The organism is Paenibacillus sp. SRL342 (genome assembly GCF_984798905.1).
In genome coordinates this window covers 3,393,014-3,416,823 of record NZ_OZ481790.1, presented here as the reverse complement: position 1 = coordinate 3,416,823, position 23,810 = coordinate 3,393,014, and the positions used below count along the sequence as shown (strand labels likewise).

Here is a 23,810-nt window from a genome sequence, read left to right as displayed (position 1 = left end):
TTCCCTCATTCATTGAATATTTCTATAAGCATCTGAACGTATCTTTTTGCCGTCTTTATTCGTTTACATAAGAAATATAACGAGTAACGATGTATATGAATTCCAACTCTCGGAGGTCTGATATTATGGAAATTTCAAAGGGAATAGCAATGCTTCAGCTTGATTTTGAGGGGAATATAATTCACCCTGTTCTGATATGGGATGAAGAAATGGCTGTGTTAATAGATACCGGTTTCCCTGGACAATATGACGATTTATGTATCGAACTCGAAAAGGTAGGTGTGCCGATCAGCCAACTTAAAGCAGTGATTTTCACACATCAGGATGTGGACCATATCGGGTGTCTTCCCGAGATTTTGAAAGAGTGTGGCTCACAAGTCAAGATATATGCACATGAGCTGGATAAGCCATATATTGAGGGACAGCTCCCTCTTCTCAAAGATGGTCACCTTGAGCATTCTCCAAAGGGCAAAGTAGATGAAACGGTGTCTGATGGTCAGGAACTGCCGTTTTGCGGTGGAATTCGCGTTATTCATACACCTGGTCATACGCCAGGTCATATCAGTCTATACTTGATGGACAGCAAGACGCTCATCGCCGGGGATTCAATGTTCAGTGTAGACGGCAGGCTTGGAGGCATTCATGAACCAACTACGCTGGATACAGAGACAGCTCGATTCTCTTTGAAAAAGTATATCGAACTCGACATTACATCTGTGATTTGTTATCACGGTGGACGAAGTCATGGGAATGTAAATGAACAGATCTCAGAACTTACTCAGGGGTTATAGTTATTAAAATTGCTGATCCGCGAATGGTTACCGTCTAAACCCAATAACCATTCTTAGTCTTAGCATAGTCTTCCTATTGCTTGGCATATTGCAAAATGGCTGTAGCCGCACGAATTCGCAGCTCTTCTTCTTCACTGTGTAACGCTTCTCTCAGCACCTGGAGAGCTGTTTGAATTGTGGCTTCATCTACCCCTGTTGAGAGAGAGTTGGTTGCTTCGGCTGTTATACTGACTGCAAGACCTCGATCCAGATGTGCTTGTGATATGGGATACTCAAACTTCGCAAGGATGGCTGAATCATTTTGCAGTGCCTGCACTTTGCCATTCAGCTCAGCGAGAGGAATACGACCCAACCATGTAACTCCCCGACGGTGACAGATCAAGTCGTTTTCTGTGCCAGCGGAATCGTCGTAATAATAATCCCCGATATCCCCAACATACGTCCATTCATCATCGCTAATTATTACATAATCTCCATCCTGCATGAGGTTAACAAACATATGTAGTGTCGCGAGTGTGCTCGCCAATTCTGCTTCATCCAAGCTATAGTATTGAACCAACTGTTCCTTCCATAGCTCCGGGGGCGTTTGCTCCAGATCCCCTGTACCTGACCAAGCAATACCAATATAATTGTCTTCCAAAAATGATGTTACTCTGTTGACTCCGTGCACGGTGGACTGGATGTGATACAGATTCATGCGTACCGCCTTCCTTTCACTCATTCGTATGAACATAGTTAACCATTGTAACATTAGTGGTGTCTATTTCAAACGTAATGATCTCTTCAAGTTCTATACTTCATACTAAATATTCTTTTTGGTATAGCCCTAGGCTATAACTAGGTATAATTTAATGGAATTACATTATAACTCCGGATCTGTGATAAATTTTGTGTAACATAAAAGCAGAGGGGTTTTAAACAATGACAAAAAGTAGTGTATTGGGATATCCGCGTATTGGTGCTGATCGGGAATGGAAGAAAGCGTTGGAAGCGTTCTGGGCAGGTAAGCTGGAGGAAACAGAGTTTCACGCACGTTTGCAGGAGATCCGTATCGAACATTTGCGCAAACAACAAGCGAAAGGCATCGACATTATTCCAGTTAATGACTTTAGCTATTATGATCATATCCTGGATACGGCCGTGATGTTTGGCATTATTCCTAAACGTTTTGCTTATGATGGTGGCTCTGTTCCGTTGTCCGTATATTATGGCATCGCTCGGGGAACAAAAGATGCCGCAGCAAGTGAAATGACAAAATGGTTTAACACTAACTATCACTACATAGTACCTGAGCTGGACGGGGCTTCCCCAACTCTGACGGAAAACAAACCACTTCTCGCTTATCGTGAAGCAAAAGAAAAACTCGGCATTGAAGGCAAACCGGTTATTGTTGGACCGTTAACCTTCCTGAAGCTCTCCAAAGGTTATGATAAATCCGAGACAGACGCTTGGTTGGACCGCTTGCTGCCACTTTACACTCAATTGCTTCAAGAACTTGCAAGCGAAGGCGTTCAGTGGGTGCAGATCGACGAACCTATCCTGGTAACCAAATTAAGCGATGAAGACGTACAGCGTCTGAATAAAATATATAAAACATTTGCCGCAGCCGTTCCAGGCCTGAATATCATGCTGCAAACGTACTTTGAATCTGTAGAAAACTACAACGAGATTGTTGCACTGCCAGTTCAAGGTGTAGGACTTGATTTTGTACACGGGCTCTCTGGTAACACACAATCTATTCGGACATCCGGTTTCCCGGCAGACAAAGTGCTCGGAGCAGGTATTATTGATGGACGTGGGATCTGGAAAGCTTCCCTTCAAGCAAAACTGAATTTGCTGAATGAATTGACTGAGTTCGTGACACCTGAACGTATCATCGTGCAATCATCTTGCAGCCTGCTGCATGTGCCAGTAACCACAGACCGCGAGGCAAAACTTACATCTGAACTGAAGAATGCACTCGCATTTGCAGATGAAAAGCTGGATGAGATTGTTCTTTTGACTACAGCCTTATCTTCACCAAGTGCAGAGATTACCGCTAAAATTAACGAAGCAGAGCTTCCTCTTCTGGCGCTTCAGCAATCCGAAGATCGGAACCGTACCGCTGTACAGAAAGCCGTTGCTTCCATCAGTGTTCAACAGCCAGAACGCTCGCGTCCTTTTGCAGAACGTCATGAAGCCCAACAGGCCAAATGGCAATTGCCACTCTTCCCGACAACAACGATTGGTAGTTTCCCACAATCTGCTGAAGTCAGAAAAGCACGTCAGTTGTGGCGCAAGGGTGAGTTGAACAACGAACAGTATGCTGCCTTCATCCGGGAGCAGATTGATATCTGGATTAAGATTCAGGAAGAGATCGGAATTGACGTACTGGTGCATGGTGAGTTTGAGCGTACCGACATGGTTGAATTCTTTGGCGAGAAACTGGCCGGTTTTGCCTTTACACAGTTCGGCTGGGTACAATCATATGGTTCACGTTGCGTGAAGCCACCTATTATCTTCGGCGATGTTGCATTTACGGGTGAAATGACGGTGGAAGAAACGAAATATGCCCAATCGCAGACTGAGCGTCCTGTCAAAGGCATGCTGACTGGCCCGATTACCATCATGAACTGGTCATTCGTACGCGAAGACATTGCTCGTGAGCAGATTGCCTATCAATTAGCGTATGCGTTGAGACAGGAAGTCGAAGCACTTGAACAGGCAGGCATTGGTATGATCCAGGTTGACGAGCCGGCTGTTCGTGAAGGACTTCCGCTGAAAGAAAATGAACAAGCCGATTACCTGGCTTGGGCTGTCAAAGCGTTCCGTATCTCTACGTGCACAGTGCATGAAACGACTCAAATTCATACGCATATGTGCTATTGCGAATTCCATGACATGATTGATTCCATTGAAGCTATGGATGCAGATGTTATCTCCATTGAGACATCCCGTAGTCACGGTGAACTGATTCATAGTTTTGAAGAAAATACGTATGAGCTCGGTATCGGTCTTGGCGTATATGACATCCATAGTCCACGTGTTCCGAGCGTAGATGAAATGAGCAGCATGATTGAACGTGCCCTGCGTGTTCTTGATCCGAAGTTGTTCTGGATTAACCCGGACTGCGGATTAAAAACCCGTGGACAGGAAGAAACGGTAGCTTCCCTGCGTAACATGGTTGACGCAACCAGAATCGCTCGCACCAATCACGCTTCAGCTGCTGTATTGTAATCAGCTGCGAAGCAGCATAGCTTCAAAAGTAAAGCCGGACACCCCTTCGTTAAATGGGTGTCCGGCTTTTTATATGGTTACTTTTTGTAGTTACTTTTAACGTACATTCATTTCACTTGTAACATGGCGATCTCTGGCGTTCCTGCCCTTTTCTCACCACCATCCAAAGCTTACGACTAGATACTCTCTTCCAGCCATTGCTGCAACGGCATATCTTCGGTCAGTTCACCGAGCAGTATGTGACGGAACTCCCCATCCCCATCAATAACCATCGTTGCGGGCAAACCTGTAATACGATACATACCTGATATGTTGCCCGTCACATCAATAATCACTGGAAAATCAAACGCCTGCTTATCCATAAACTCACGGATCGTGCCCTTCGATTCCCCCACGTTAACAAACAGGGTTTCCACATCGTTCTGATAGTCCTGAGCAATCTGGTGAACGAGCGGCATCTCCCTTACGCAAGGTGTGCACCATGAAGCCCAGAAGTTAATCATGACGGCTTTGCCCTGATAATCGGACAGGCTGACTTGTTCCCCTGCTGAATTAACCGCTGTGAACTCAGGGGCTTTTGCACCTGCTTCAATAGCGTTGCCTCGCTGAGATTCGGGTGTCGATACATTTTCGAAAATGGCCCATGTACCTGCGAGCAATGCAACTACACCAATCAAAATTGTAAGTGTACGTCTGCTTTTAAAACTCTTTTTCTGCAATAAACTCACCTTCACTTTAAACCAAGACTTTGATGAAATGCTGCATGGAGCGAACCGAATTGATCACAAAAGTCGTGAGTCGAGCCCTCTCCAACATTACGTCCATGGTTCATGAATATCACCTGATCCGCAATGTCGTCTGCAATCTCCAACTGATGGGTCGAGAACACGACCATGTGACCATCCTGTTTGATTCCCTTGAGCAGCTGAGTTAATTCCTGCATCCAGAATGGGTCCAATCCATTTGTTGGCTCATCCATGATGAGCAGTGGAGGTTTGGACAGCACAGCTTGAGCGAATAACACACGCTGGCGCATGCCTTTGGAGAAGGTCGTAACCCGTTTGTTCTTTTGATCCGCCAACCCTACCATGGTCAGTACTTCCTGCACTCTCTCCTTGGGAACTTTCCTTAGAGAAGCCCAGAACAGAAGTACTTCCTCTGCGGTCAGTCCCTGATTAAATTGATAATCGTCCGGCATATATCCGATCTGCTGTGAATAACGGTTGCGCTCCTTCAACCATCGCACATTGTTCACCACAACCTCACCGGAGGTAGGCCGAAGAATTCCGGCGATCATACGCAGCACTGTGCTCTTCCCTGCGCCATTCCCTCCACAGAGGGCAAGAACTTGGCCTGAAGTTATGCGAAAGGAGATATCCTGAACAATTTGTTGCTTTTTAATGGATTTACACAATTCCATCACTTCGAGTCCCACTTTATCCATGAGAACGCCCCCTCTCCCAGATTGCATATACCGCTACGACAGAGAAGGCAATCCAGAACAGGCATATCCCGATGAAGATCCAACTGCCACTGGGTTGCTGCACCCACTCCACCCATCGATAATATTCTGGTCCCAGAATAGAGCCGCCCCCAAGTTTGATCACGACATACAAGCGCACCAGCTCGGCCGGATTGATGAGCGTTAGCATAACCAGCAGCGGTTTCACCCACAGATAAGGCATCAGTCCCAGCACAGAGAGCAATAAGGTCGGCCACCCAATGACTGCGAAAAACCATACGGTCACGGAGATCGTCAACGACTGCCACCGATTACGCGACAACGAACCGATAAAGAGAGCCAGTGTCAGGAATAACAACACCAGTCCACAGGAAAATGCCAGAAAGAGAAGATATGTCATGACATCCATTGGATTCCCGATTACTCCGCTAATGACCCCCATCAGGCCGTATCCAAACGCAACAATGGTGATTAAAACAATCGAGAGCCCGAGATACTTGCCCACAATAAAAGACATCGTGCCGATGGGATACGTGGATAGCAGTTGCCAGCTACCGTCTTCCTTTTCGGATGTTAGTGAGAAGGAACCGAGGAATAGCGTCATTAATGGCAAAAGGTAGAGAATGAGATTCAACATGGAACCTGTGGTTCCCGAATATCCTTCAACCAGATTCTGTGAATTCAGAAGTAACAAGCTTAAACTAAAGGTACAAAAAAGGATCAGAAACGAATACGCCCAAGGATTGCGAAATCCCATTTTCACTTCTCGTCTTGCAATCTGTATCATATCTGACATCATTGATCACCATTTTCTATTGTCATTCCTAGTGGCCTGACTCTTCTTTCTTCTCACCTTCCTGGTGCATCTCATTACTGTCTCCTTCATCATCATGTCCGTGCTTACCATGCCCATGTTCACCCATCATGTCCATATTCTCCGTGTTCTGCTTCCAGTCATGAGAAGCAAGATCCTCAGCGGTCATAATGGTTCCCACACCTTGCTCTGCAATGAAAGCTTCAGCCGAGGGCTTGTCCTTAAAGTTAAGAATGCCATAGGCCATAGGCGTGCGTAATGAAGCGTCGTATACATACGTGGCTTTGCTGTATTCAATCCATTCCTTATCATTATAATCACGTACATAGTCCATGCCGATGTTATCGGTGCCATTTTCTGTTTTCCACTGGTTCATGCAACCGATATCATCGAACTTGTAATTTTGGCCGTCTTTCGTAGTGAGCTGTGTTGCATATGCGTCGTCCTTCACCTGCATTTTACAGATCGCACAGATATCCACGTCCTCATTGATCGGCAATGCCGCGTATTTTGTTCCGCAAGCGGTTAACAATACCATGCCAAACATAAGTACCATGACCAATGTCCATCTTCTATTCAAGCCTTTGTTCATTTTCGTAATACCCCCATATAGATGATTATAAAAGTTGCCATACCCAACAGAACTAACCCGAACATCCACACCATCTTGGAACCTGTAGCACTTTCCACTGACATGTTCAGATCAGATTTCGTATCCATGCTCATTCGTGGCGATTTGTCGGTAGTCCATTGTTCTCTGCCTTCTGTAAACAAGTCACTCAGAAAGACCATACCCGGTGATTGGAAAAAGAGCTGATACGCAGAATTTCGACTGACCAGTTGCTCATAAAAAGGATTGATGGCATAGGGAATTTCACTGATTCCATCCTGATTCAGATCGAGCCCCTGAAAAGAGTCCCAGTAGTTCTCCATCAGGACATTATTCGGGCTATCCAGCGCGGAAGCCTCAATGACATTGGATACCAATCGATTACGTGTAAACTCATTACCTTCTGCCAGGACCAGCTGGATTCCAACAAAATTCCGAAGCACCGCATTGCCACGGATCTCATTGCCTGAGGATTCTGCAATATTCATGCCGACACGATTACCCTCCACTACATTGTTGTGAACAGAAGATTGATGTACGTCATACAACAGAATCCCTTGGGAGTGAACATTGGTACTTTGTTTGCGAAAGGAATTCCCCGATATGACCGTATTCTTGACACCCATAATCATGGCACCTGTCATATTCTCCTCTCCGGTATTGTCCATGACAGAAGAGCCGTCAATGTACATACAGTGGATGCCATACCTTGTATGTAACAGCCTGTTATTTTGCACGGTAGACTTTCGACTGTTCTCCAGATAGATTCCATCCCTCATGCCAGTGATCTCATTGGCCTCAATGTAGCTATCATGGGAGTTGTACAGATCAATGCCATTGTCCTTCTGGCCACTGGAAGCAGAATCAGCCCCCAACCAAGTAATGTTGTTCCGTTGAATCGTTGCATGACTCGAATTCCGGATGATCATCCCATACCCTTGGGTCTGAATATGCATATCCGTAATTTCACTGTTTTTCCCTTCAACCTGAATCGCTGCAGTCTGTTCATTCGTATCATGTTCAATTGTAAAACCGCTCAATTTCACCCCATCCGAGCGAATCATTATCGTAGAGGTGGCTTCCGCATTAACAACTACGACCGTAGGATCACCCTGAATGGTGATGTTTTTGTCAATCGTCACCGGTCCAGAATAACGACCTGATGCAAGTTTAATGACTTCTCCAGGTGTAGAACGGTCAATCATAGGCTGAAGGGGAATGAGCTCACGATGTCCGGAGGAGGCCATGATTGCACCTTGCGGAAGAGATAGTAGGAGCATCATCATTCCGATTAGAAAAATTACACCCGTAACCCGACTCTTCTTACAACTGTCGAATGCACCCAATCCTTCCCGAGGATTACCCATGAATCTTCACGCGCAATTCTGGCTTCTTGTTACAGTTACTTATTGCTGTGGCAATGCATTCAACGAGTCTTACGTTAATCCCATGTATACGTTGGTTGTACACACCATCCCTCCATTCCACTTAAAATCCAACATTTCATGTCTCTCATTCATTGAAGCAACGTAATAAATGAAGCGTTATCACAATCCTGATCACAGTGTACTTAAAATGATATTTATTCCATATAGCTCAATTAGGCTATAGACGCTACATTTTTGTGTCGATATTGTGATGTAAATCAAAAAAAGCCGCCATATTGGCGACTTCCTGATTGAGAGTGTATTTTAATCATTAATTTCCTTCTTCCCTCTTACCCAGAATTCCGTAAAGAAACAGCTTGCCCAAGTCTTTTCGCACATTTACATTAAGTTTTTCTGCAAAAGATGGTTCGCTCAACATGGTCATGATCCCATTCATAAAAATCATGATGGCTTCTGCCGATACGCCTCCTTTTATTTTTCCCTCGGCTTTGCCTTGTTCGATCAGCTTCATAAGCTCAGGGATGACAACGTTTCTGGCATAATCCTCAACATGCTCTTTGAATGCTGGATCTTCGAACATAAAATTCTTAATGCCCTCACTATTCAACGTCTCTTGATTGTTTACGGATACCTCATACATTTTACTCATCTTATCTTCAAAAGGAATATCGGAGTTCATTACAAGGCTGAATTCCTTTCCCGATTCCTCAATTTGATGGTAAAAAATCTCCTTAGCCAATTCTTCTTTGCTTCCAAAAAAGTTATATATGGATGCAGGAGAAACACCAGCATGTTGCGCGATCTCCCTTACACCGATTTCTTTAAAATTTCGAGTCATGATCATATCGATTAGTGATTGCAGGATTTGCTTTTTTTTCTGTTCTCTGCGTTTTTCGAAGCCATTCATGGAATCTACCGTCCTATCCTCCGCGAATTATGTAACAAGATATCTCTATGTTATATTTTTATTGACATCTATTCAAGCTAGTAATATTATGTAACTGAAAAGAATATTGTTACATAATTATCCGTGGAGGTTGAGGTCAATGATCAAGGTCCACTCTTTAACCAAGATCTATTCAAACGGTAAGGGAATTAGGGATGTGAGTTTTGACGTTGAAGAAGGAGAGGTCTTTGGATTTCTTGGGCCCAATGGAGCCGGAAAAACAACTACTCTACGTCATCTGATGGGATTTGTGAATCCCTCCAGCGGGATGTCTAGTATCAACGGCTTAGACTGCAGAAAGGAAGCAGCACAAATACAGAAGAATTTGGGTTATGTGCCTGGTGAGATCGCATTTTACGATAACATGACAGGCATGCATTTTCTGGAATTTATTGATGATTTAAGAGGGCGTAAGGGCAAATCGCTCCGCGATCAATTAATCAACCGATTCGAGTTGGATTCGGGTCAGAAGATCCGCAAAATGTCCAAGGGGATGAAACAAAAAGTAGGGTTGATCGCCGCTTTTATGCACGACCCTGCGGTGCTTATCCTTGATGAACCTACAAGCGGGTTGGATCCGCTGATGCAGAGAAGATTTGTCGAATTGATTATTGAAGAAAAAAACCGGGGCAAAACGATACTCATGTCTTCCCATCTCTTTGATGAAGTCGATCACACTTGTGAACGTGTGGGCATCATACGAGAAGGGTCAATCGTAACCGTGGAGAACATAAACTCGCTAAAAACGACACTGCCGAAGAGCGTTGTAGTCGCTCTGGCGCATGCGGAGGATATGAAGGTCCTTCAAAATAACGGCCTCCTTTATACTGAATTGGGTCCCTTACGTGTGGAGATTAAGATTACGGATGGATATGACCAAGTGCTCAGGGTACTCTCCCAATGTAAGGTTATTGATATGGAGTGTCCTCCCCAAACGCTTGAGCAAATTTTCATGGACTTTTATGGGAAGGAGCAAATTTAATATGTCTTAGGCATTATTTAAAGCAAACATGCGGGCCAATCGGTTCATTTGGTTTCTTATTGTAGCCATTTATTCTTTTTACTCCATTATGCTGATAGGTATGTTCGATCCTGATAGTGTCGATGCACTAAAAGAAATGTTGAACATGCTTCCTCCTGAGCTCATCAATGCTATGGGAATGAACGTTGGAACCACTTTGCTCACCTTTCTTTCCGGAACACTTTACAGTCTTCTTCTCTATTTGTTCCCCATGATTGTTTCCATCATTACGAACCACCGAATAATGGCCGCTCATGTTGATAAAGGAAGTATGTCCTATCTGCTTTCAACGTCCAACTCAAGAAAACGTATTGCTGTTACCCAAGCGGTTTACAGTCTGATTTCAATAACAGCGATCTTTTGCTGGATTACGGTACTAACTCTTGTTGTATCATCTATCATGTTTCCGGGGCTTATGGATATTAACAATTTCATTTGGCTTAATCTTTACGCCCTTCTGATGTATTACGCCATCAATGGCATCTGTTTTTTCGCATCTTGTTTGGCAAATGAAAGCAAGTATAGCCTTGGATTCGGGGCCGGTGTTCCTGTAGCGTTTGTACTACTGCAAATGCTGGGCGATTCAGGAGAAACGTTAAGCTGGATTAGCAATATGTCATTATATTCCTTGTTCGATCCGGTGCGATTGTTCGCAGGTGACAGCTACGCGTATGTGGGAATGGCTGTGTTCGCAGGACTTGCAGCACTTCTGTATGCTGCAGGAATTATTATTTTTGATAGAAAAGATTTGCCTATATAATCCGGGTATAGTTTGATCTACTCCCGCAAAGGGCAGCAATGATGGATTAACGTAAACGGGACGAAGCATGGATAAACCTCTGCTTCGTCCCGTTTGAACGTGTGCGACTTCCGTTGAATCATTTATTCAAATGGATAGGTCCAAAATGTTTCTCTGCCAAAACGTTTCTTGATTTCTTCGTTATTCAGCTCACGATTTCCTACAAGCTCTGCTGCTTGGAATTGTGAACGGTGGGCACGAATCGACGCCATTTTCCGATCCAAAAATTCGGATACGTCAACGAATACATCCGGTTTGCCAATGTACTGTTCCTGATTATTAGCGAACGCAACGCAGTGAACCATCGGACGTTCATCCACAGGAAGTTTAGCGATTGTACGTATAACAGCGGCTCCCGTTGCATCATGATCGGGATGAACACTGTACCCTGGATAGAACGTAATGACCAGCGTGGGGTTCAACTCTTTAAGTAGCGACGTAATGGTATCTTCCAATAACTGTGGGTCTTCGAACTCCAGCATTTTATCGTGGAAACCCAGCATTCTCAGGTCCTGAATACCAATCGCTTCAGAAGCTTCGATGAGTTCCTTTTTACGGATGGCAGGCAACGTCACTCGGTTGGCAAATGGAGGAATCCCCATATTGCGCCCCATCTCGCCAAGTGTTAGACAAGCATAGGTTACATGGGCACCGCCATCTATGTATTTGGCTAACGTTCCCGATACAGAGAAAGCTTCATCATCTGGATGTGGATATACCACCAAGATGCGCTCATGCTCGTTGTGTGTAGTATTCATGGTTATTCAATCCTCCGCTTTCATCAGAACATCTCTCGGCTTAATTGTAACGCCACAACTAGTTTACCTTGGCTGTCGTGACCGGCGAGAATCAGTCTTTCTTGTTCCTGCTCATCAATATGTGTAAGTCCTTCGGCGTAAAGCCATCCCTGCGTTGTTTTCAGACCAACACGGTATGGACCTGTACCTGAAATGGACCCCTGCGTATATCGTATGGCCGCATTGGTAATGAATGCCGATGCTGGATGTTTTGTACTGTCCATGTGTTGTGCGTAAGCACCTGACGTAAGTTCTAGATGTACGTATAAGTCCTGATCAGCAAGATTATTGATCCGGAGCTGAATGTCTTGAGGTTTAATCGGTTGCATAGCGGCCTCCTTGTCTAATGTAATTGTACGAATTTCATTTTAACATAACCACAAGAGAATATACATGGAGTGACCCTGTCGACCTCTCATAGAGCCCTCTCATGATGATTCCAGTTTGAAAACAAGAACAGATTTGCGTGGTTTTTTCTCTTTTTATTCATGGATCATATCTATATTATGAAGTGTAGGTAAAAACGACCGTGATGAAGAACCTTGAATTCTAAATGAATCTTGCTCCAACATGTTTGGAAAGGAGTTTAACTCGACTTGAAATCTCTAATACAACTACTTCATTTTGGCTATCATCAGGCCATGAGCTGCATATTTCCCGTAGCGATCTTTGGAACACTGGCCCTGTCCAGTGTAATTCCTATTCCTTTCCTTCATCGGTATGATGCCATTCTGCTCGTATTACTTGCTGTGCAGTACCTGATGTATCGAAGCGGCTTGGAAACCCGGGATGAAATCAAGGTCATCTGTGTATTTCACATTATTGGCCTGGTGCTGGAGATTTATAAAGTATGGATGGGATCTTGGTCTTACCCTGAGCCAGCATACACCAAAATCCTGGGTGTCCCTCTTTATAGTGGATTCATGTATGCAAGTGTAGCCAGTTTTATGTGTCAGGTGTGGCGAAGACTGCGAATGGACATGACCGGATGGCCTGGTTTTGCACCTTCGATGCTGCTCGGAGCAGCCATCTATATTAACTTTTTCACTCATCATTTTATGCCCGATTTTCGCTGGTGGCTGACGGCGCTTGTATTCATTGTCTTCTGGAAAACCTGGATTATTTACCGGGTACGAGCAACGACCTATCGAATGCCCTTATCGCTTGCTTTTATCATTGTTGGTTTCTTCATTTGGACTGCTGAGAATATCGCTACATTCTTCAATGCCTGGAAATACCCTGATCAGCATGATGCCTGGCAACTGGTTAGTTTTAGTAAGATCAGTTCGTGGTTCCTGCTGGTCATCATCAGCGTTATCATCGTTGCGCAGCTCAAATATGTAAAGGCCAATCGAACCGCAGGTGATTCAAAGTCCAGTTAATTATTCATTCTCTAACCGTAAAACAGCAGCAATCTTAGACTCGTACCTAAAGTCTTCGAATGCCGCTGTTTTTTTGCTGTATTAATGCATTTCTCACCTAAATGGTAATTCTGTATACGTCTTAAGCATCAAATACTGTTGTCTGCTTCAGCACCAGTTTCCCTCCAGCTTCAATTTCAAGCTCATAGATGCCATTCTCATCCAGTTCACATAGACAGGCACTTCTGCTGAGCATCTCGCTTCCTTTCACCCATTCAGGAATATGAAGTTTCGTATGGATCCGCCGGTCCGCGACAAGTTCTGCCCGGAAGAAGCCCGTGCTCCGATTCCATGTACAGGACATTCTACCTCCTGGTATGCACCAGTCATGAATGGAACCTCGTACCCACCGTTCTGGCAATGCCGGCAGCAGCTTGATGCGATGTTCTGACACATAGAGCAGCATTTCCTGTACTGCATTAACCCAGCCCATATTGGCATCCAGCTGAATCGGAGCTGCGGGCATGGACATACATATTCCCATATTGCGCCAGTCATTATGCAAGGTATACCCATTACTCAGAACACAGGAGCGCGCAAGAATATCGAGACTTTCCAGCGCCCGCTCACCATTGCCAAGTCGAGCATATATGGATGACATATGTGCAAGGGACCAACCACTCTGAGCACCAAGCCTTCGCTGATCAACTGCTGTCTCGAACGCTTGGAACAGTTCTGGCTGTTCTTCATGGGTGAGCTCCTGTCCTGGAAAAACAGGATACAGGTGTGAAAGATGACGATGATCACGTCGATCTTCAAACGCAGGATGCAGCCATTCTTTCACAGCTCCCTCCGTATCAATTAGATAGTCGGGCATATGCTCCAGCATGGCTTCCCAGCACGGAATCTTAGTCGTATGCACTCCAGTTAGTCGACTGGCTGCAATGACATGCTGTAGCAGTTCTTTAATAATAGCAATGTCCATGGTGGCATTAATGGCTGTAGGCATAGGATGCGCCAGTGGCTGTCCATGCTTAGGCATAAAATTCTCAGGTGTATTCTCTGGCGAAACAGACGGGTATATCTTGTATTTTCCGTCTTCACCCAGCACCAGAAAATCTTCATAGAACTGAAGAGCCTCCTTCATGAAGGGCAAGGCTTCCTCCAGCAGAAACTGCTTATTCCCAGTGAACTGATAATGTGCATAATAATGTCTGGCGATCCATCCTGCTGCTCCCGTCCAATTCATGATTACTGGAACAATCTGGTTAGGCACGCCGATACCCGGTGTTGTTCCAGCGGGAATGTAAATCCCTCGGCAGCCGTATAACTTACGAGCATTGTCCCGAAAATCATCTATTAATCCGTTGTAATAGCGGAACAACGAACGATTCAGATTGGATAAACCACCTACGTCAGTGTGCCAATACATCATTTGTACATTCTCATTCGCCATATTGTGGCCCCAGATCAAGCGATAATCTCCACCCCACAAGCCGTATAATCCAAATGGCAATCCGCTATGTTCAGAGGTTCCACTGATAAATAGATATCGACCATAGGCCCACATTTTGCGCACGAACCCTTTAGGTGCTTCACCTTCATAGGATTCCAGAAGCAAGTCTTCATTACAGCGCCCGTCATCCGTTTTATCATCCAGATCTAGCTCAGCGGACCGAATCAACGGTTGATGCAGTGAGATATGCCGATCCAGCAACGTATTGTAGTCGCTCTCAAGCGATGCGAGTTCCTGCTTCAACCGTGTCCATTCCTGCGCTCGTCTGCCCGTAGCAAACATTTTAACAAGCACAAGCACTTTTCCAGAGGTATGGAAATGAAGTTGCCTGCTAAGCATGTCTTCGTTAGTTTCGCTTTCCTTTTGTTGATCATGACTCGCACCAGGGATTTCGTTCAATTGGATCAGTCGCAGCACCGCTCCGTAGTCCTGTCCATCGTCATTTTGCCCGCCATAGCACAGGTAGTCTCCACTATGATCCCGATCGATTCTTATCGTTATAGACGACTTTAGTACGTTGAACTCATCGTCTTCTCTTACCCGGTCGCCCTGCGGGAATTGCAGACCTATCGTCCCCGACAGCAATGAATGCTCAGCCGAACCTGTTCCCTGCGCACTTGCTCCATCATTCCCTCTATGAGTCCGGATCTCATAGACAATACAATCGTCTGCACGCGAGACGAACAGACTTCTTGTATAGTTGTGACTTCCGTCCTGCCAGCACACCAGAACTTCCCCTGTGTCCATATCCAGTTCCCGCCGATATTTGCGAAAAGCGTTATTACACGTCATGCCCACCGTCATGGTAGCCAGTGGATATCGGGAGGACAGCCTGGACGCGTAACCTTCTGCTTGCAGTGTACGGGTCAGATGCCAGCTTGCTTCTAAATATCGTTCCTCATCCATTAACTTACGGGTTTCTGATAAGGTATGACTGACATCGGGCAGCTCATCTTTGCGCCCCCAATGCCATAATTCACTGTGCTGCAAGAGCACAGTTTCCGCCTGAATTCCGCCTTGCACTGAAGCACCAAGTTTACCGTTTCCAGAAGGTAGCGCTTCTCGCCACATCCCTTGCCACCAAGAAGAGGGATATTTCATCAACAACTTGTTCCTGTCCGGCCGTATGCCTGTAGTGTCTGTCTGGTCCTTGTGTTGGTTCACGCTTCTTCCGCCCCAAGTCTCTCCATCTCAATACTGGCTAGCAAGAACGGGGCTACGCCCATTTGCACATCGCTAACGACCTGTTCACTGATGTAATATTCATAAGAACCGTCTCGATACTTCTTCCCACCGAGTCCGGCACCGTGACAGATGTGGTGCAAGTGCACCCCTTTTTCATCTTCAGTGACTAACCGCTTCAATATTCCTGCATAGGCATGATCAACGACTTCACGGTCCAGTTCAGCCAGATAATGTAACCGGATGCCTTTTGCGAGTGCATAGGTCAGCATACAGGAAGCAGAGGCTTCCAGATAATTGCCCGCTCTTCCGTTCTGATCCATCACTTGGTACCAGAGTCCACTATCATGATCCTGAACATGAGCAATCGCGTATGCCATTCGTTCAAATATGCCCATAATCTGTCCGCGCTGTGGGTGATCCACGGGAAAGTGCTCCAGTGCATCCACAACGGCCATTGCATACCATCCCATGGCCCGGCCCCAAACATGAACGGATCGACCAGTATCTTGAGCGCACCAGCGTTGTTCCCTGCTCTCATCCCAGGCATGGTGGAGTAAGCCATTACGCGGATTACGGGTCTTTCGCTCGATCAACAAAATCTGTCGTGCCACTTCATCGAAGCTCTCGGGATGATCGAAGGTGCTCGCATATTCCGCCAGAAAGGGTGAAGACATATAAATACCATCCAGCCACATCTGAAACGGATATATTTTTTTATGCCAGAATCCACCTTCACTTGTCCGTGGCTGTCCTTTAAGCTGGTCAACCAGGTGCTGAATCGCCTTAACATATTTGTCATTGCCTGAGTTCTTCCACTGGCTGAACAGATTTTTGCCTTCATTGATCATGTCCAGATTGTAATCATTCAACTGGTAGGTCCGAATGGTACCGTCATTCTCGATGAGGTCATCCATGTGACGCTGGACAAGTTCCGCGTAGCGGGTTTCTTGATTCCATTCGGCGGCGCGTTCCAGTGCCATCAGCGTCATCCCGCCAACGTAGCCCCATTTGCCTGCAATCTTGGGATGATTGCCATTCTGGCATTCGGAAAGCAAGGTATCTGCTATTTTGACAGACATTCTGCGTTCCTGTGTCACTGCCTTTGTCGAAGTTCCAACCATATCGAAATCCTCCTTCTGATGGATTATGTCATCTGTACCGTTCATTCGGGGTTTAACGTTCTGACGATTACATCAAAGGATGAAGACCTTCCCACTTCACAGTCCAGCTTCCATCCCGTGGAAATCCCGGATTCGCTTGTTCTCCTGCCCCTGTCCAGCCGGCGGCCATCATGGCGACAGCGGTTAGGAGACCACCGTTCCCGGGAAGATATGCCCACAACCCTGCTCTCTGATAGTTGTGTCCATTAGGCAAATACGTGTTCTTCGTGGCATCCATCATCAGGAAATCCACTGCAAGCTCTGGTTCATTCAATCTGGCTGCGGTCATCGCGCACATCGGAAAATCCCAACCCCAGGCGGTTTCCCAGTCCCAGCATTCCTTGACCTTGAGCAACGTATTTCTCATGATCTCCGGATCTATTAATGAACCTGGCAATAGTCCAAGTGCTCCAACCATCGAGGGATGATCATGGTTTTTAACGGTGTAAGTGTCCGGACAATTCTCGTGTGCGAGATAAACTCCTTTCTCATGTCGAGGTTTAGCCATGTGTGAAGCCACTCTTCGCCAGTCTGGATTGGCTGGATGATTCAAACGCTCTGCCCACAGGATGGCTATCTCCAAACCGAATTTCCAGTACTCCAGTTCATAGGGCGGATTCAAACTATCGCTCATGGCGTGATTCTCCTGCGCAGGGATAAGCGGCGGACCTAGCAGATACACTTGCCTTTTCCCATCCCAATGGGCATAGGAAACCATAAATTCAGCCGCTTCAAATACGATATCCTTATACCTTGTTAACATGGCAGGGTCAGGCCGGGACAGATAACACATCTCAGCTAGTGCCATGGGATGTGGTTGCTGCCAGATCAATCCCGGAGCTACCGGCGACGGAGTCTGACGCCCGTTATAACCCACCATTTTGGGCCATCGCGCGCCGACATAACCTTGAGAGCTTGCCAGTTCTCGGGCTTCTGGCAGGATGGTCAGGTACCAGTCCATACTCTTGCACAACAGATCGGTCCGATTCCAGAGCGGAAAATGCGCTGCATGCCACCAATGCATCTCCAGATGCATTTTGCCGAACCAGCTGTTATACATATATCCGGTCTCTTGCGGTGGCATGGACCCACCACTGTGCACCGCACTCAGGAACTGGGATAGGACCACTCTGCGCTCCAGTTCAGCGGCACGCGGATCCGTACTGCCTTCAAAATCAATTACTCCGCCATCATTCCAGAACTGATTCCAGTGGACCGAGCTTGATCGCAACACTGTATCTGCTGGCAAGGTTTCCGGCTTATGTGCAGCAAAAGATACACTGCACGACCAGATGTCCGAGTCTGGTACGGCCTTGGGAGATAGTGTGAATTCATGATTTCCTGTCTGTTCCAGTTGGCCTGCGTCCCAGATCCATTCCAATGCATACTCATCTTCATCCAGCACACGTTTCAATGATGCGGAAGTCGAAGTGACCGATGTCAGCACAGTAGAATGTCTGTCATGTTGCTTCCAGTCGGGGAATACTGATTTTGACCAGCTCCGGTCTGTCATATCAGGCGATGGAAATACAACAAACAGTTGCAGACGCTGCTTACGGATTAATTCGGATTGTACACGAATGGCTATACAATCGAGCCGTGGGTCACAGGCTGTCTCTACTCGCACTTCTTCCCCCTGCACGGTAAATTCACTGTGCAGAATTCCGGTCCATAGAATCAATTCCTGACGTACCGGGACGACATGGGTGACGTCCGTCTCCTGACCATCTTCTCCTAGCAAACGAAATGAAATGCGTCCAAGCTGAAGTCGATGCGGGTTCTGCCTAAGCCAGTGATAGGCTTCTTCCTTGTCTTCGGGCTTCATGGGGTATGGCACTTTGCGGCCATATGTCTCAAATGCCTGATAGACAATATCCTCATCTCCGAATACATGATGACCGCCCGTATAATGCCAACCCCAGTTGGATTGTGTACCAAGAGGTATTTCATACAGATCTGGATATGTCTGTAGTCCCGTAAAATCAGCACTGAATGCAAATTCTCCATTACCTACAGATAAAGGCGATCTGGGCTCAAGCTGCGTTAATACCGGATGATTCCTGGTGACGACTGATTGTCGATCCATCAATGGGTCTGCCTCCTTATCATTCTATGGGGTTCAACTATGGATCAAGATTCCCGTCCTACACCCTTGCGGCTTCGCATTATCTCCCTGTACTTGCCCGGTGTAATGTCTTTGTATTTTCGATACACACGAATAAAGCTGTTCTCATGCTGATAACCCACCATCGTTGCGATCTCGGAAATTCTGTAATCCGTATCCAGCAATAGTTCACAGGCACGTTCCATCCGAAGCTTAGTGAAATATCCGTGGATGGTATCACCCATTTCCTGTTTGAACAACTGGCTTGCCAAACTGCTTCCGATCCCGGCATGCTCGGCAATCTCCTGAATGCTTACCGGGTCTTCCAGGTGCTTGTTCATAAACGTAATCATCTGTTGACACAGTATGAAATCCTTGCTGAGCATAAGACTACCGAACCAATCAGCCAAACCTTCGATCTGGCTTCGCAGCACTTCACAGACAGCCTCTAGATGCATGGTCCGCATATCGACCATTTCGAATCCACAGCCTTCTGTCTCGCGCTTCAGGCGAATACGTTCAAGTGTAGCTGCAACAGCTTCAAGAAAGGCCAGCGCTGATGAAGGATGCCACTGCTCGTGGGTCATTCGACCGACTATCTTGTCAAAAGTTCTCAGGGCTTCTTCACCCCTGCCTGCTTCGACGGTCTCCGTCAGTTGAGTCATGAATTCATGTTCTTCCAATGTGTTCTCGGTCGGTTGCAGACCCGAGATCTCGTCAAATGAAATAACTCGTTCATACCCCTGGTAGAATCTGTAATCCAGCGCACTCTCCGCCTCATGCATGGCTCGCTGAAGTCGCATGAATCCGTCGTGCCCCCCGCTTACGCCGCTCGACACCTGAAACTTGAGTAAACGAGGAATCATGCCAATGGTCTCTCTTATTGCTGTCGTTATGCTCTTGCTACCGCCAGAATGAAGCGGTTGCAGCATCACGAGCATCCGGTCTCTGCCCAGATCGGCTGATAACACTCGCCATTGTCCAGACAACAGTTCAGCTATGATATTACCAATGGCAAATTTCAGCAGGGAGTGATCTGACTTCCTAAAGCGCTCACACCAGGCCTTATAATTGTCAATCGACAACATGGCAATAGAGAGTGGCTCATCGCTCCAATCCTTGAAATAACGGCACCATTTCTCGCTAATTTCCCGACTTCCTGTCATATGTCCGTTATAGATATCCGTCAGAAATTTGGATGAAGCTTCCGGAAGGGTCTGCCTGAGATTGATGGCCTGCTGAGCATGATCCGTTAGCAGTTGACCCGTTATTTTCTCCAGATCAATCTGCTCCGGATGGATTCTCTCCTGGTCGTACCCGCTGAGCAGTTGTCTCATGCGTCTTACCGGTCTAAAAGCAGCTGCATTGTAAACTGTGATCGTAACCGCTCCTGCTATAAGAGCCAACAAAGATACGATAAAAACAATATTGCGGATCTTCTGTGCATTAGCCAGGAGACTGTCTTGTGATATCACGGACAGATAGCGCCATCCGGTGTACGGTGAAATGGTCTGTGAAGCCAGTAAAAGCTTACCTTCATGTTTAAACTCACCAAGCTTTTCACCATCCAGTTGGGTGAGTACATGACTGACCGCTTCCTCTCCGACGGCATAATTGCCGAGATCATATAAAGGCTGGTTGTTGGTGTCGAGGATGAACCGATGGCTGTCAAGGTCGGAGACGGATGAGAGCAGCATGTGCTCGAACATCTTCTCTGTCTTGAAATTAACTGCGATAATCCCTTTCAACTCGCCAGCGATCATTATTTTTCGGTAAAGTGTAATTTGCGGCATGGACGCACCAGAAGATGTGGAAATCTCACGTTGTTTGACCAGCATGGGACGCTCTTCAAGTTCATCGGCAACGCTAACCCAATCCGAATCCGGGAAATTAACCTTGCTGGAGCTGTAGCCTTGTGGGAAGGCAACAATGCTCTCCCGATTCATGTCAAAGATGTAAGCGCTCTTAATAAATGACGTACTACTGATTAATGTTTCCAGAAATTGTACCAGTTCCGTAATATTGCGGTATGATCCCTGTACTTCATTGGTGAGAAATCGGTATACATTACTGTTCAGTGCAATTTTCACCGCAATCTGATCACTTTCCCGAATCACTTCATCAATATCATTCATGCTGATACGCAGCATCTGGTGTTGCGGCTCACTTAATTCCTGCTGTAACACCGATTTGGAAGAATAATACGTCGTCATCCCCACCGCAATAATAATCATGAAGACAACAACAGTCAGAATCAGCAGCAGCCGGGTCTGGGTATTGGTGACATTGAATTTTAGCCACTTTAAGAAGGAAAGGGTCACAATTATCCCACCTCATATGCAATATACCGATATTATACCGTTCCCATATGCCCAATACGACCCGGTCCAACAGCCTATTTTCTCCCTCTAAAAAGATGATTTCTCCAATTTCTCCGGTGTTCCAACCCTTTCCATAGCGAAAACCGGCGTGTTTATCTGCCATTCTTGCATGGAAATAGTTTCAAGCCCAGCAAGAAGTACAATGCCGATCCCATGGGTATCATTCAGATTCCAACCCAGTTCATGCTTGTAATAGTGATTCGTGAAGGAGTAGCTGGAGCCACGACATACACCGTATACATTGCCTCTTTTATCAATTGTGCGCTCCGAAATCCCCTTCCACCCTTGATACGCCGCTTGTGCATAGGGTTTCGGATCCAAAAGCCAGCCCTTTCGCACCCCTCGGGCATACGCATAGATGAACATGGAGGTACAGGATGTTTCCTCATACGACTCCGGGTCCGTTAATACCTGATGCCACAGTCCGTTTCTGCCCTGCAATGCCAAGTACCCTTCACACAATTCCCTGTAGAACTGAATGAGAACTGTATAGGATGGATGCTCTTGAGGAAGGGCCGTCAGCAGCTCCGATATAGAGAACAACACCCAGCCGTTGCCCCGACCCCACGGGGTCCGTGTTGGCTCACCTCGCTCCACATCGAATACATGGGACATGATTTGACGCTCTGGAATATACAGATACTTTTTATACAAAAGAACCTGTCTTGCCGCTTCATCCAGCAGCTTATCGTCACCCGACCATTCGGCGTATCTACACAGGAACGGGATGCTCATATACAGATCATCACACCACATCGTGTTATCCATTGATCTGGAGACACCAATCTTGCGGTATAAAGTGCCATCTTCCAGACGGGACTGTTGATGCAAAATATAGTCAGCGATATGAGCTGCCGTCTCTGAAACGCCGTCCAACTTGCGTTCCCGATCGGCAAGCAGCATGGTGGCGCCGAAAGATCCACAGTCGTCCAGGCTGTCGATATGGGAGAGCTGATTATTCAGCCCAGCTGCACCATAACGCTCTCTGTCCCATAAGGAGTAGCTGAAACGTGAAGAGGCAAATTCAATGTGATTCAGCACGTAATCTCGAATATCCGATCGCTGACCTGCTTTGCCGAGCTGAAGCAATCCGTATAATGTGACGCCTAGGGGATAGTTCCATCGGCCGAACCATTCATTTTCCAGAAATGGACGTACCTCTCCGTCTGGCAACTCTGTTCGCCAGTATACGTCTTCACCTGTTCCGCTACGAGCAGTCCGCTTCATCTTCTGGCAGGAAGCCAGATCAATCTCCTGTTCCGCTTGAAAAGAACCCAGGTACAGCCACTTGCCTCTGTGCCCTTTCACATCCAGTGCGGGTGTCAACATCTCATCTGTAGTTGCATCCATACGGAATCCCCAATCCCGGTCTCCACATACACAGTTCGCTGTCAGATCTTGCGCGGCAGCAGACAATGGCAGTTCCAAGCAAAAGCGTCCGGCCTGCTCTTGGTGGAATACCACCTTACCCTCCACCGAGAATTCAATCGGGCTGTAAGCCTCACCAGAGATTAGCACAGTCTCCTTGCCACATTTCGTACCACTTATCTTCGTCCATGCATACGCAGACATGCCACGGGTCAGTCCATACATCCGTGCCAACTGTCCATAAGGCGATGCCTTCTCGGGGGCTTCCTCCCGTGGCAACCAGTTAACGCCAGTGGCCTTCTCTCGCATGGGGCCAGAAGGAATTTCCGACAACGGAAAATCCAACGGCTCGCTGTAGAGCCAGCCTTCTTCCCCATCTCGTTCGAGCGAAGGCACAATGAAGTGGAGTGGTTTGTTCTTCCGGGAGCCAGTGCCAAACTGGCCACCTACCCCCTTTTCCCCTAATTTGAATTCAAGAACGAAATGATTCCAGCCTCTGACCATTCCACATTTCAGTTTCAGAACAGGTATAGCTGGATATTCCTCTTCAGGTGCAGAACCGTAGATCAGCACACCATTATGATATAGCCTAACAGGTCCGAAGCAGGTGATATGAAAAATAAATTCCTGATCACTGTCACTCCACAGTTTGGCCCATGCATAGACCTGTTGTCCTCTCTGCATGTCGGGGAATAGATCCTCCAATGGAAAATCATAGCGGTGATCATTGGACTTGCGCACAAGTCCTGGCCTACTCACTCTGTAGACCGGGGGATGCGGAGGATTGGCTCCAATATATCTTCCCGCAATGCTCATCAGGGCGTGCATAACGTCTTCACCACTCTGATAAGCCATGCTCTCCTCCGGTTCAAAATACACAGCTCTGCTCAT

The 23,810-nt window shown here is 46.5% G+C and carries 19 protein-coding genes; 5 read left to right on the top strand and 14 right to left on the bottom strand.

What is annotated here, in order from left to right; genetic code table 11:
• Nucleotides 1-125: 125 nt before the first annotated feature.
• On the top strand, nucleotides 126-791 hold the full coding sequence (locus AC4E8D_RS15040) for an MBL fold metallo-hydrolase (RefSeq protein ID WP_339184992.1): 666 nt from the start codon (nucleotides 126-128) through the stop codon (nucleotides 789-791).
• Nucleotides 792-864: 73 nt separating this feature from the next.
• Here AC4E8D_RS15040 and AC4E8D_RS15035 read toward each other — a convergent pair whose 3' ends face one another.
• Nucleotides 865-1,512, bottom strand: a complete 648-nt coding sequence (locus tag AC4E8D_RS15035; RefSeq protein WP_339308414.1) for a hypothetical protein — start codon at nucleotides 1,510-1,512, stop codon at nucleotides 865-867.
• Between the two features lie 200 nt (nucleotides 1,513-1,712).
• On the opposite strand from AC4E8D_RS15035, the gene metE reads away from it, so the two are divergent.
• Nucleotides 1,713-4,007: a 5-methyltetrahydropteroyltriglutamate--homocysteine S-methyltransferase gene (metE, locus tag AC4E8D_RS15030; protein ID WP_339308412.1), complete on the top strand. Its 2,295-nt coding sequence runs from the start codon at nucleotides 1,713-1,715 to the stop codon at nucleotides 4,005-4,007.
• Nucleotides 4,008-4,183: 176 nt separating this feature from the next.
• On the opposite strand, the gene AC4E8D_RS15025 is transcribed toward metE, so the two are convergent.
• The 6 genes from AC4E8D_RS15025 to AC4E8D_RS15000 form a co-directional block, all read right to left on the bottom strand.
• The gene (locus AC4E8D_RS15025; protein ID WP_490206430.1) at nucleotides 4,184-4,684 is read right to left on the bottom strand and encodes a TlpA family protein disulfide reductase; all 501 of its coding nucleotides are present in this window, start codon (nucleotides 4,682-4,684) and stop codon (nucleotides 4,184-4,186) included.
• Nucleotides 4,685-4,737: 53 nt separating this feature from the next.
• The gene (gene ccmA, locus AC4E8D_RS15020) at nucleotides 4,738-5,451 is read right to left on the bottom strand and encodes a heme ABC exporter ATP-binding protein CcmA (RefSeq protein ID WP_339184981.1); all 714 of its coding nucleotides are present in this window, start codon (nucleotides 5,449-5,451) and stop codon (nucleotides 4,738-4,740) included.
• Entirely contained in the window at nucleotides 5,444-6,265 is an 822-nt protein-coding gene (locus tag AC4E8D_RS15015; RefSeq protein WP_339185400.1) for an ABC transporter permease, read from the bottom strand. Before AC4E8D_RS15015 ends, ccmA begins: the two co-directional genes overlap by 8 nt.
• A 28-nt stretch (nucleotides 6,266-6,293) precedes the next feature.
• Nucleotides 6,294-6,875, bottom strand: coding sequence for a nitrous oxide reductase accessory protein NosL (locus AC4E8D_RS15010; protein ID WP_339184979.1), 582 nt, complete (start codon nucleotides 6,873-6,875; stop codon nucleotides 6,294-6,296).
• Nucleotides 6,872-8,260 (bottom strand): right-handed parallel beta-helix repeat-containing protein, encoded by a 1,389-nt coding sequence (locus AC4E8D_RS15005; RefSeq protein WP_490206429.1) that lies wholly within the window; start codon nucleotides 8,258-8,260, stop codon nucleotides 6,872-6,874. Before AC4E8D_RS15005 ends, AC4E8D_RS15010 begins: the two co-directional genes overlap by 4 nt.
• A gap of 331 nt (nucleotides 8,261-8,591) precedes the next feature.
• Entirely contained in the window at nucleotides 8,592-9,188 is a 597-nt protein-coding gene (locus AC4E8D_RS15000; RefSeq protein WP_490206428.1) for a TetR/AcrR family transcriptional regulator, read from the bottom strand.
• 139 nt (nucleotides 9,189-9,327) lie between these two features.
• Between AC4E8D_RS15000 and AC4E8D_RS14995 the strand changes: the two genes are divergently transcribed.
• Both AC4E8D_RS14995 and AC4E8D_RS14990 read left to right on the top strand, forming a co-directional pair.
• Entirely contained in the window at nucleotides 9,328-10,209 is an 882-nt protein-coding gene (locus AC4E8D_RS14995; protein WP_490206427.1) for an ABC transporter ATP-binding protein, read from the top strand.
• A gap of 88 nt (nucleotides 10,210-10,297) precedes the next feature.
• Complete coding sequence (locus tag AC4E8D_RS14990) at nucleotides 10,298-11,008, top strand: hypothetical protein (RefSeq protein ID WP_490206426.1); 711 nt, start codon at nucleotides 10,298-10,300, stop codon at nucleotides 11,006-11,008.
• 122 nt (nucleotides 11,009-11,130) lie between these two features.
• Here AC4E8D_RS14990 and bshB2 read toward each other — a convergent pair whose 3' ends face one another.
• Nucleotides 11,131-11,805 (bottom strand): bacillithiol biosynthesis deacetylase BshB2, encoded by a 675-nt coding sequence (gene bshB2, locus AC4E8D_RS14985; protein WP_339308403.1) that lies wholly within the window; start codon nucleotides 11,803-11,805, stop codon nucleotides 11,131-11,133.
• 23 nt (nucleotides 11,806-11,828) lie between these two features.
• The gene (locus AC4E8D_RS14980; protein WP_017688572.1) at nucleotides 11,829-12,173 is read right to left on the bottom strand and encodes a YojF family protein; all 345 of its coding nucleotides are present in this window, start codon (nucleotides 12,171-12,173) and stop codon (nucleotides 11,829-11,831) included.
• Between the two features lie 267 nt (nucleotides 12,174-12,440).
• Here AC4E8D_RS14980 and AC4E8D_RS14975 point away from each other — a divergent pair, with 267 nt between their 5' ends.
• Nucleotides 12,441-13,226 carry a DUF817 domain-containing protein gene (locus AC4E8D_RS14975; RefSeq protein WP_221819403.1) on the top strand — a complete coding sequence of 262 codons (786 nt, stop codon included), beginning with the start codon at nucleotides 12,441-12,443 and terminating at the stop codon, nucleotides 13,224-13,226.
• 121 nt (nucleotides 13,227-13,347) lie between these two features.
• Here AC4E8D_RS14975 and AC4E8D_RS14970 read toward each other — a convergent pair whose 3' ends face one another.
• The 5 genes from AC4E8D_RS14970 to AC4E8D_RS14950 all read right to left on the bottom strand — a co-directional run bounded on the left by AC4E8D_RS14970 (nucleotide 13,348) and on the right by AC4E8D_RS14950 (nucleotide 23,810).
• On the bottom strand, nucleotides 13,348-15,885 hold the full coding sequence (locus AC4E8D_RS14970; RefSeq protein WP_449004557.1) for a glycosyl hydrolase family 95 catalytic domain-containing protein: 2,538 nt from the start codon (nucleotides 15,883-15,885) through the stop codon (nucleotides 13,348-13,350).
• Nucleotides 15,882-17,027, bottom strand: coding sequence for a glycoside hydrolase family 88/105 protein (locus tag AC4E8D_RS14965; RefSeq protein ID WP_339308400.1), 1,146 nt, complete (start codon nucleotides 17,025-17,027; stop codon nucleotides 15,882-15,884). Before AC4E8D_RS14965 ends, AC4E8D_RS14970 begins: the two co-directional genes overlap by 4 nt.
• A 67-nt stretch (nucleotides 17,028-17,094) precedes the next feature.
• Nucleotides 17,095-19,152, bottom strand: a complete 2,058-nt coding sequence (locus AC4E8D_RS14960) for a glycoside hydrolase family 65 (RefSeq protein WP_490206425.1) — start codon at nucleotides 19,150-19,152, stop codon at nucleotides 17,095-17,097.
• Between the two features lie 44 nt (nucleotides 19,153-19,196).
• Complete coding sequence (locus tag AC4E8D_RS14955; RefSeq protein WP_490206424.1) at nucleotides 19,197-21,491, bottom strand: helix-turn-helix domain-containing protein; 2,295 nt, start codon at nucleotides 21,489-21,491, stop codon at nucleotides 19,197-19,199.
• An 87-nt stretch (nucleotides 21,492-21,578) separates the two neighbouring features.
• Nucleotides 21,579-23,810: a glycoside hydrolase family 88/105 protein gene (locus tag AC4E8D_RS14950; protein WP_490206423.1), complete on the bottom strand. Its 2,232-nt coding sequence runs from the start codon at nucleotides 23,808-23,810 to the stop codon at nucleotides 21,579-21,581.

What these genes read in the sequence shown, in the direction of transcription:
- AC4E8D_RS15040 (WP_339184992.1), top strand. Translation starts at nt 126, where the DNA reads ATGGAAATTTCAAAGGGAATAGCAATGCTTCAGCTTGATTTTGAGGGG.
- AC4E8D_RS15035 (WP_339308414.1), bottom strand. Translation starts at nt 1,512, where the DNA reads ATGAGTGAAAGGAAGGCGGTACGCATGAATCTGTATCACATCCAGTCC.
- metE (WP_339308412.1), top strand. Translation starts at nt 1,713, where the DNA reads ATGACAAAAAGTAGTGTATTGGGATATCCGCGTATTGGTGCTGATCGG.
- ccmA (WP_339184981.1), bottom strand. Translation starts at nt 5,451, where the DNA reads ATGGATAAAGTGGGACTCGAAGTGATGGAATTGTGTAAATCCATTAAA.
- AC4E8D_RS15015 (WP_339185400.1), bottom strand. Translation starts at nt 6,265, where the DNA reads ATGTCAGATATGATACAGATTGCAAGACGAGAAGTGAAAATGGGATTT.
- AC4E8D_RS15010 (WP_339184979.1), bottom strand. Translation starts at nt 6,875, where the DNA reads ATGAACAAAGGCTTGAATAGAAGATGGACATTGGTCATGGTACTTATG.
- AC4E8D_RS15005 (WP_490206429.1), bottom strand. Translation starts at nt 8,260, where the DNA reads ATGGGTAATCCTCGGGAAGGATTGGGTGCATTCGACAGTTGTAAGAAG.
- AC4E8D_RS15000 (WP_490206428.1), bottom strand. Translation starts at nt 9,188, where the DNA reads ATGAATGGCTTCGAAAAACGCAGAGAACAGAAAAAAAAGCAAATCCTG.
- AC4E8D_RS14995 (WP_490206427.1), top strand. Translation starts at nt 9,328, where the DNA reads ATGATCAAGGTCCACTCTTTAACCAAGATCTATTCAAACGGTAAGGGA.
- AC4E8D_RS14990 (WP_490206426.1), top strand. Translation starts at nt 10,298, where the DNA reads ATGCTGATAGGTATGTTCGATCCTGATAGTGTCGATGCACTAAAAGAA.
- bshB2 (WP_339308403.1), bottom strand. Translation starts at nt 11,805, where the DNA reads ATGAATACTACACACAACGAGCATGAGCGCATCTTGGTGGTATATCCA.
- AC4E8D_RS14980 (WP_017688572.1), bottom strand. Translation starts at nt 12,173, where the DNA reads ATGCAACCGATTAAACCTCAAGACATTCAGCTCCGGATCAATAATCTT.
- AC4E8D_RS14965 (WP_339308400.1), bottom strand. Translation starts at nt 17,027, where the DNA reads ATGGTTGGAACTTCGACAAAGGCAGTGACACAGGAACGCAGAATGTCT.
- AC4E8D_RS14960 (WP_490206425.1), bottom strand. Translation starts at nt 19,152, where the DNA reads ATGGATCGACAATCAGTCGTCACCAGGAATCATCCGGTATTAACGCAG.
- AC4E8D_RS14950 (WP_490206423.1), bottom strand. Translation starts at nt 23,810, where the DNA reads ATGAGCAGAGCTGTGTATTTTGAACCGGAGGAGAGCATGGCTTATCAG.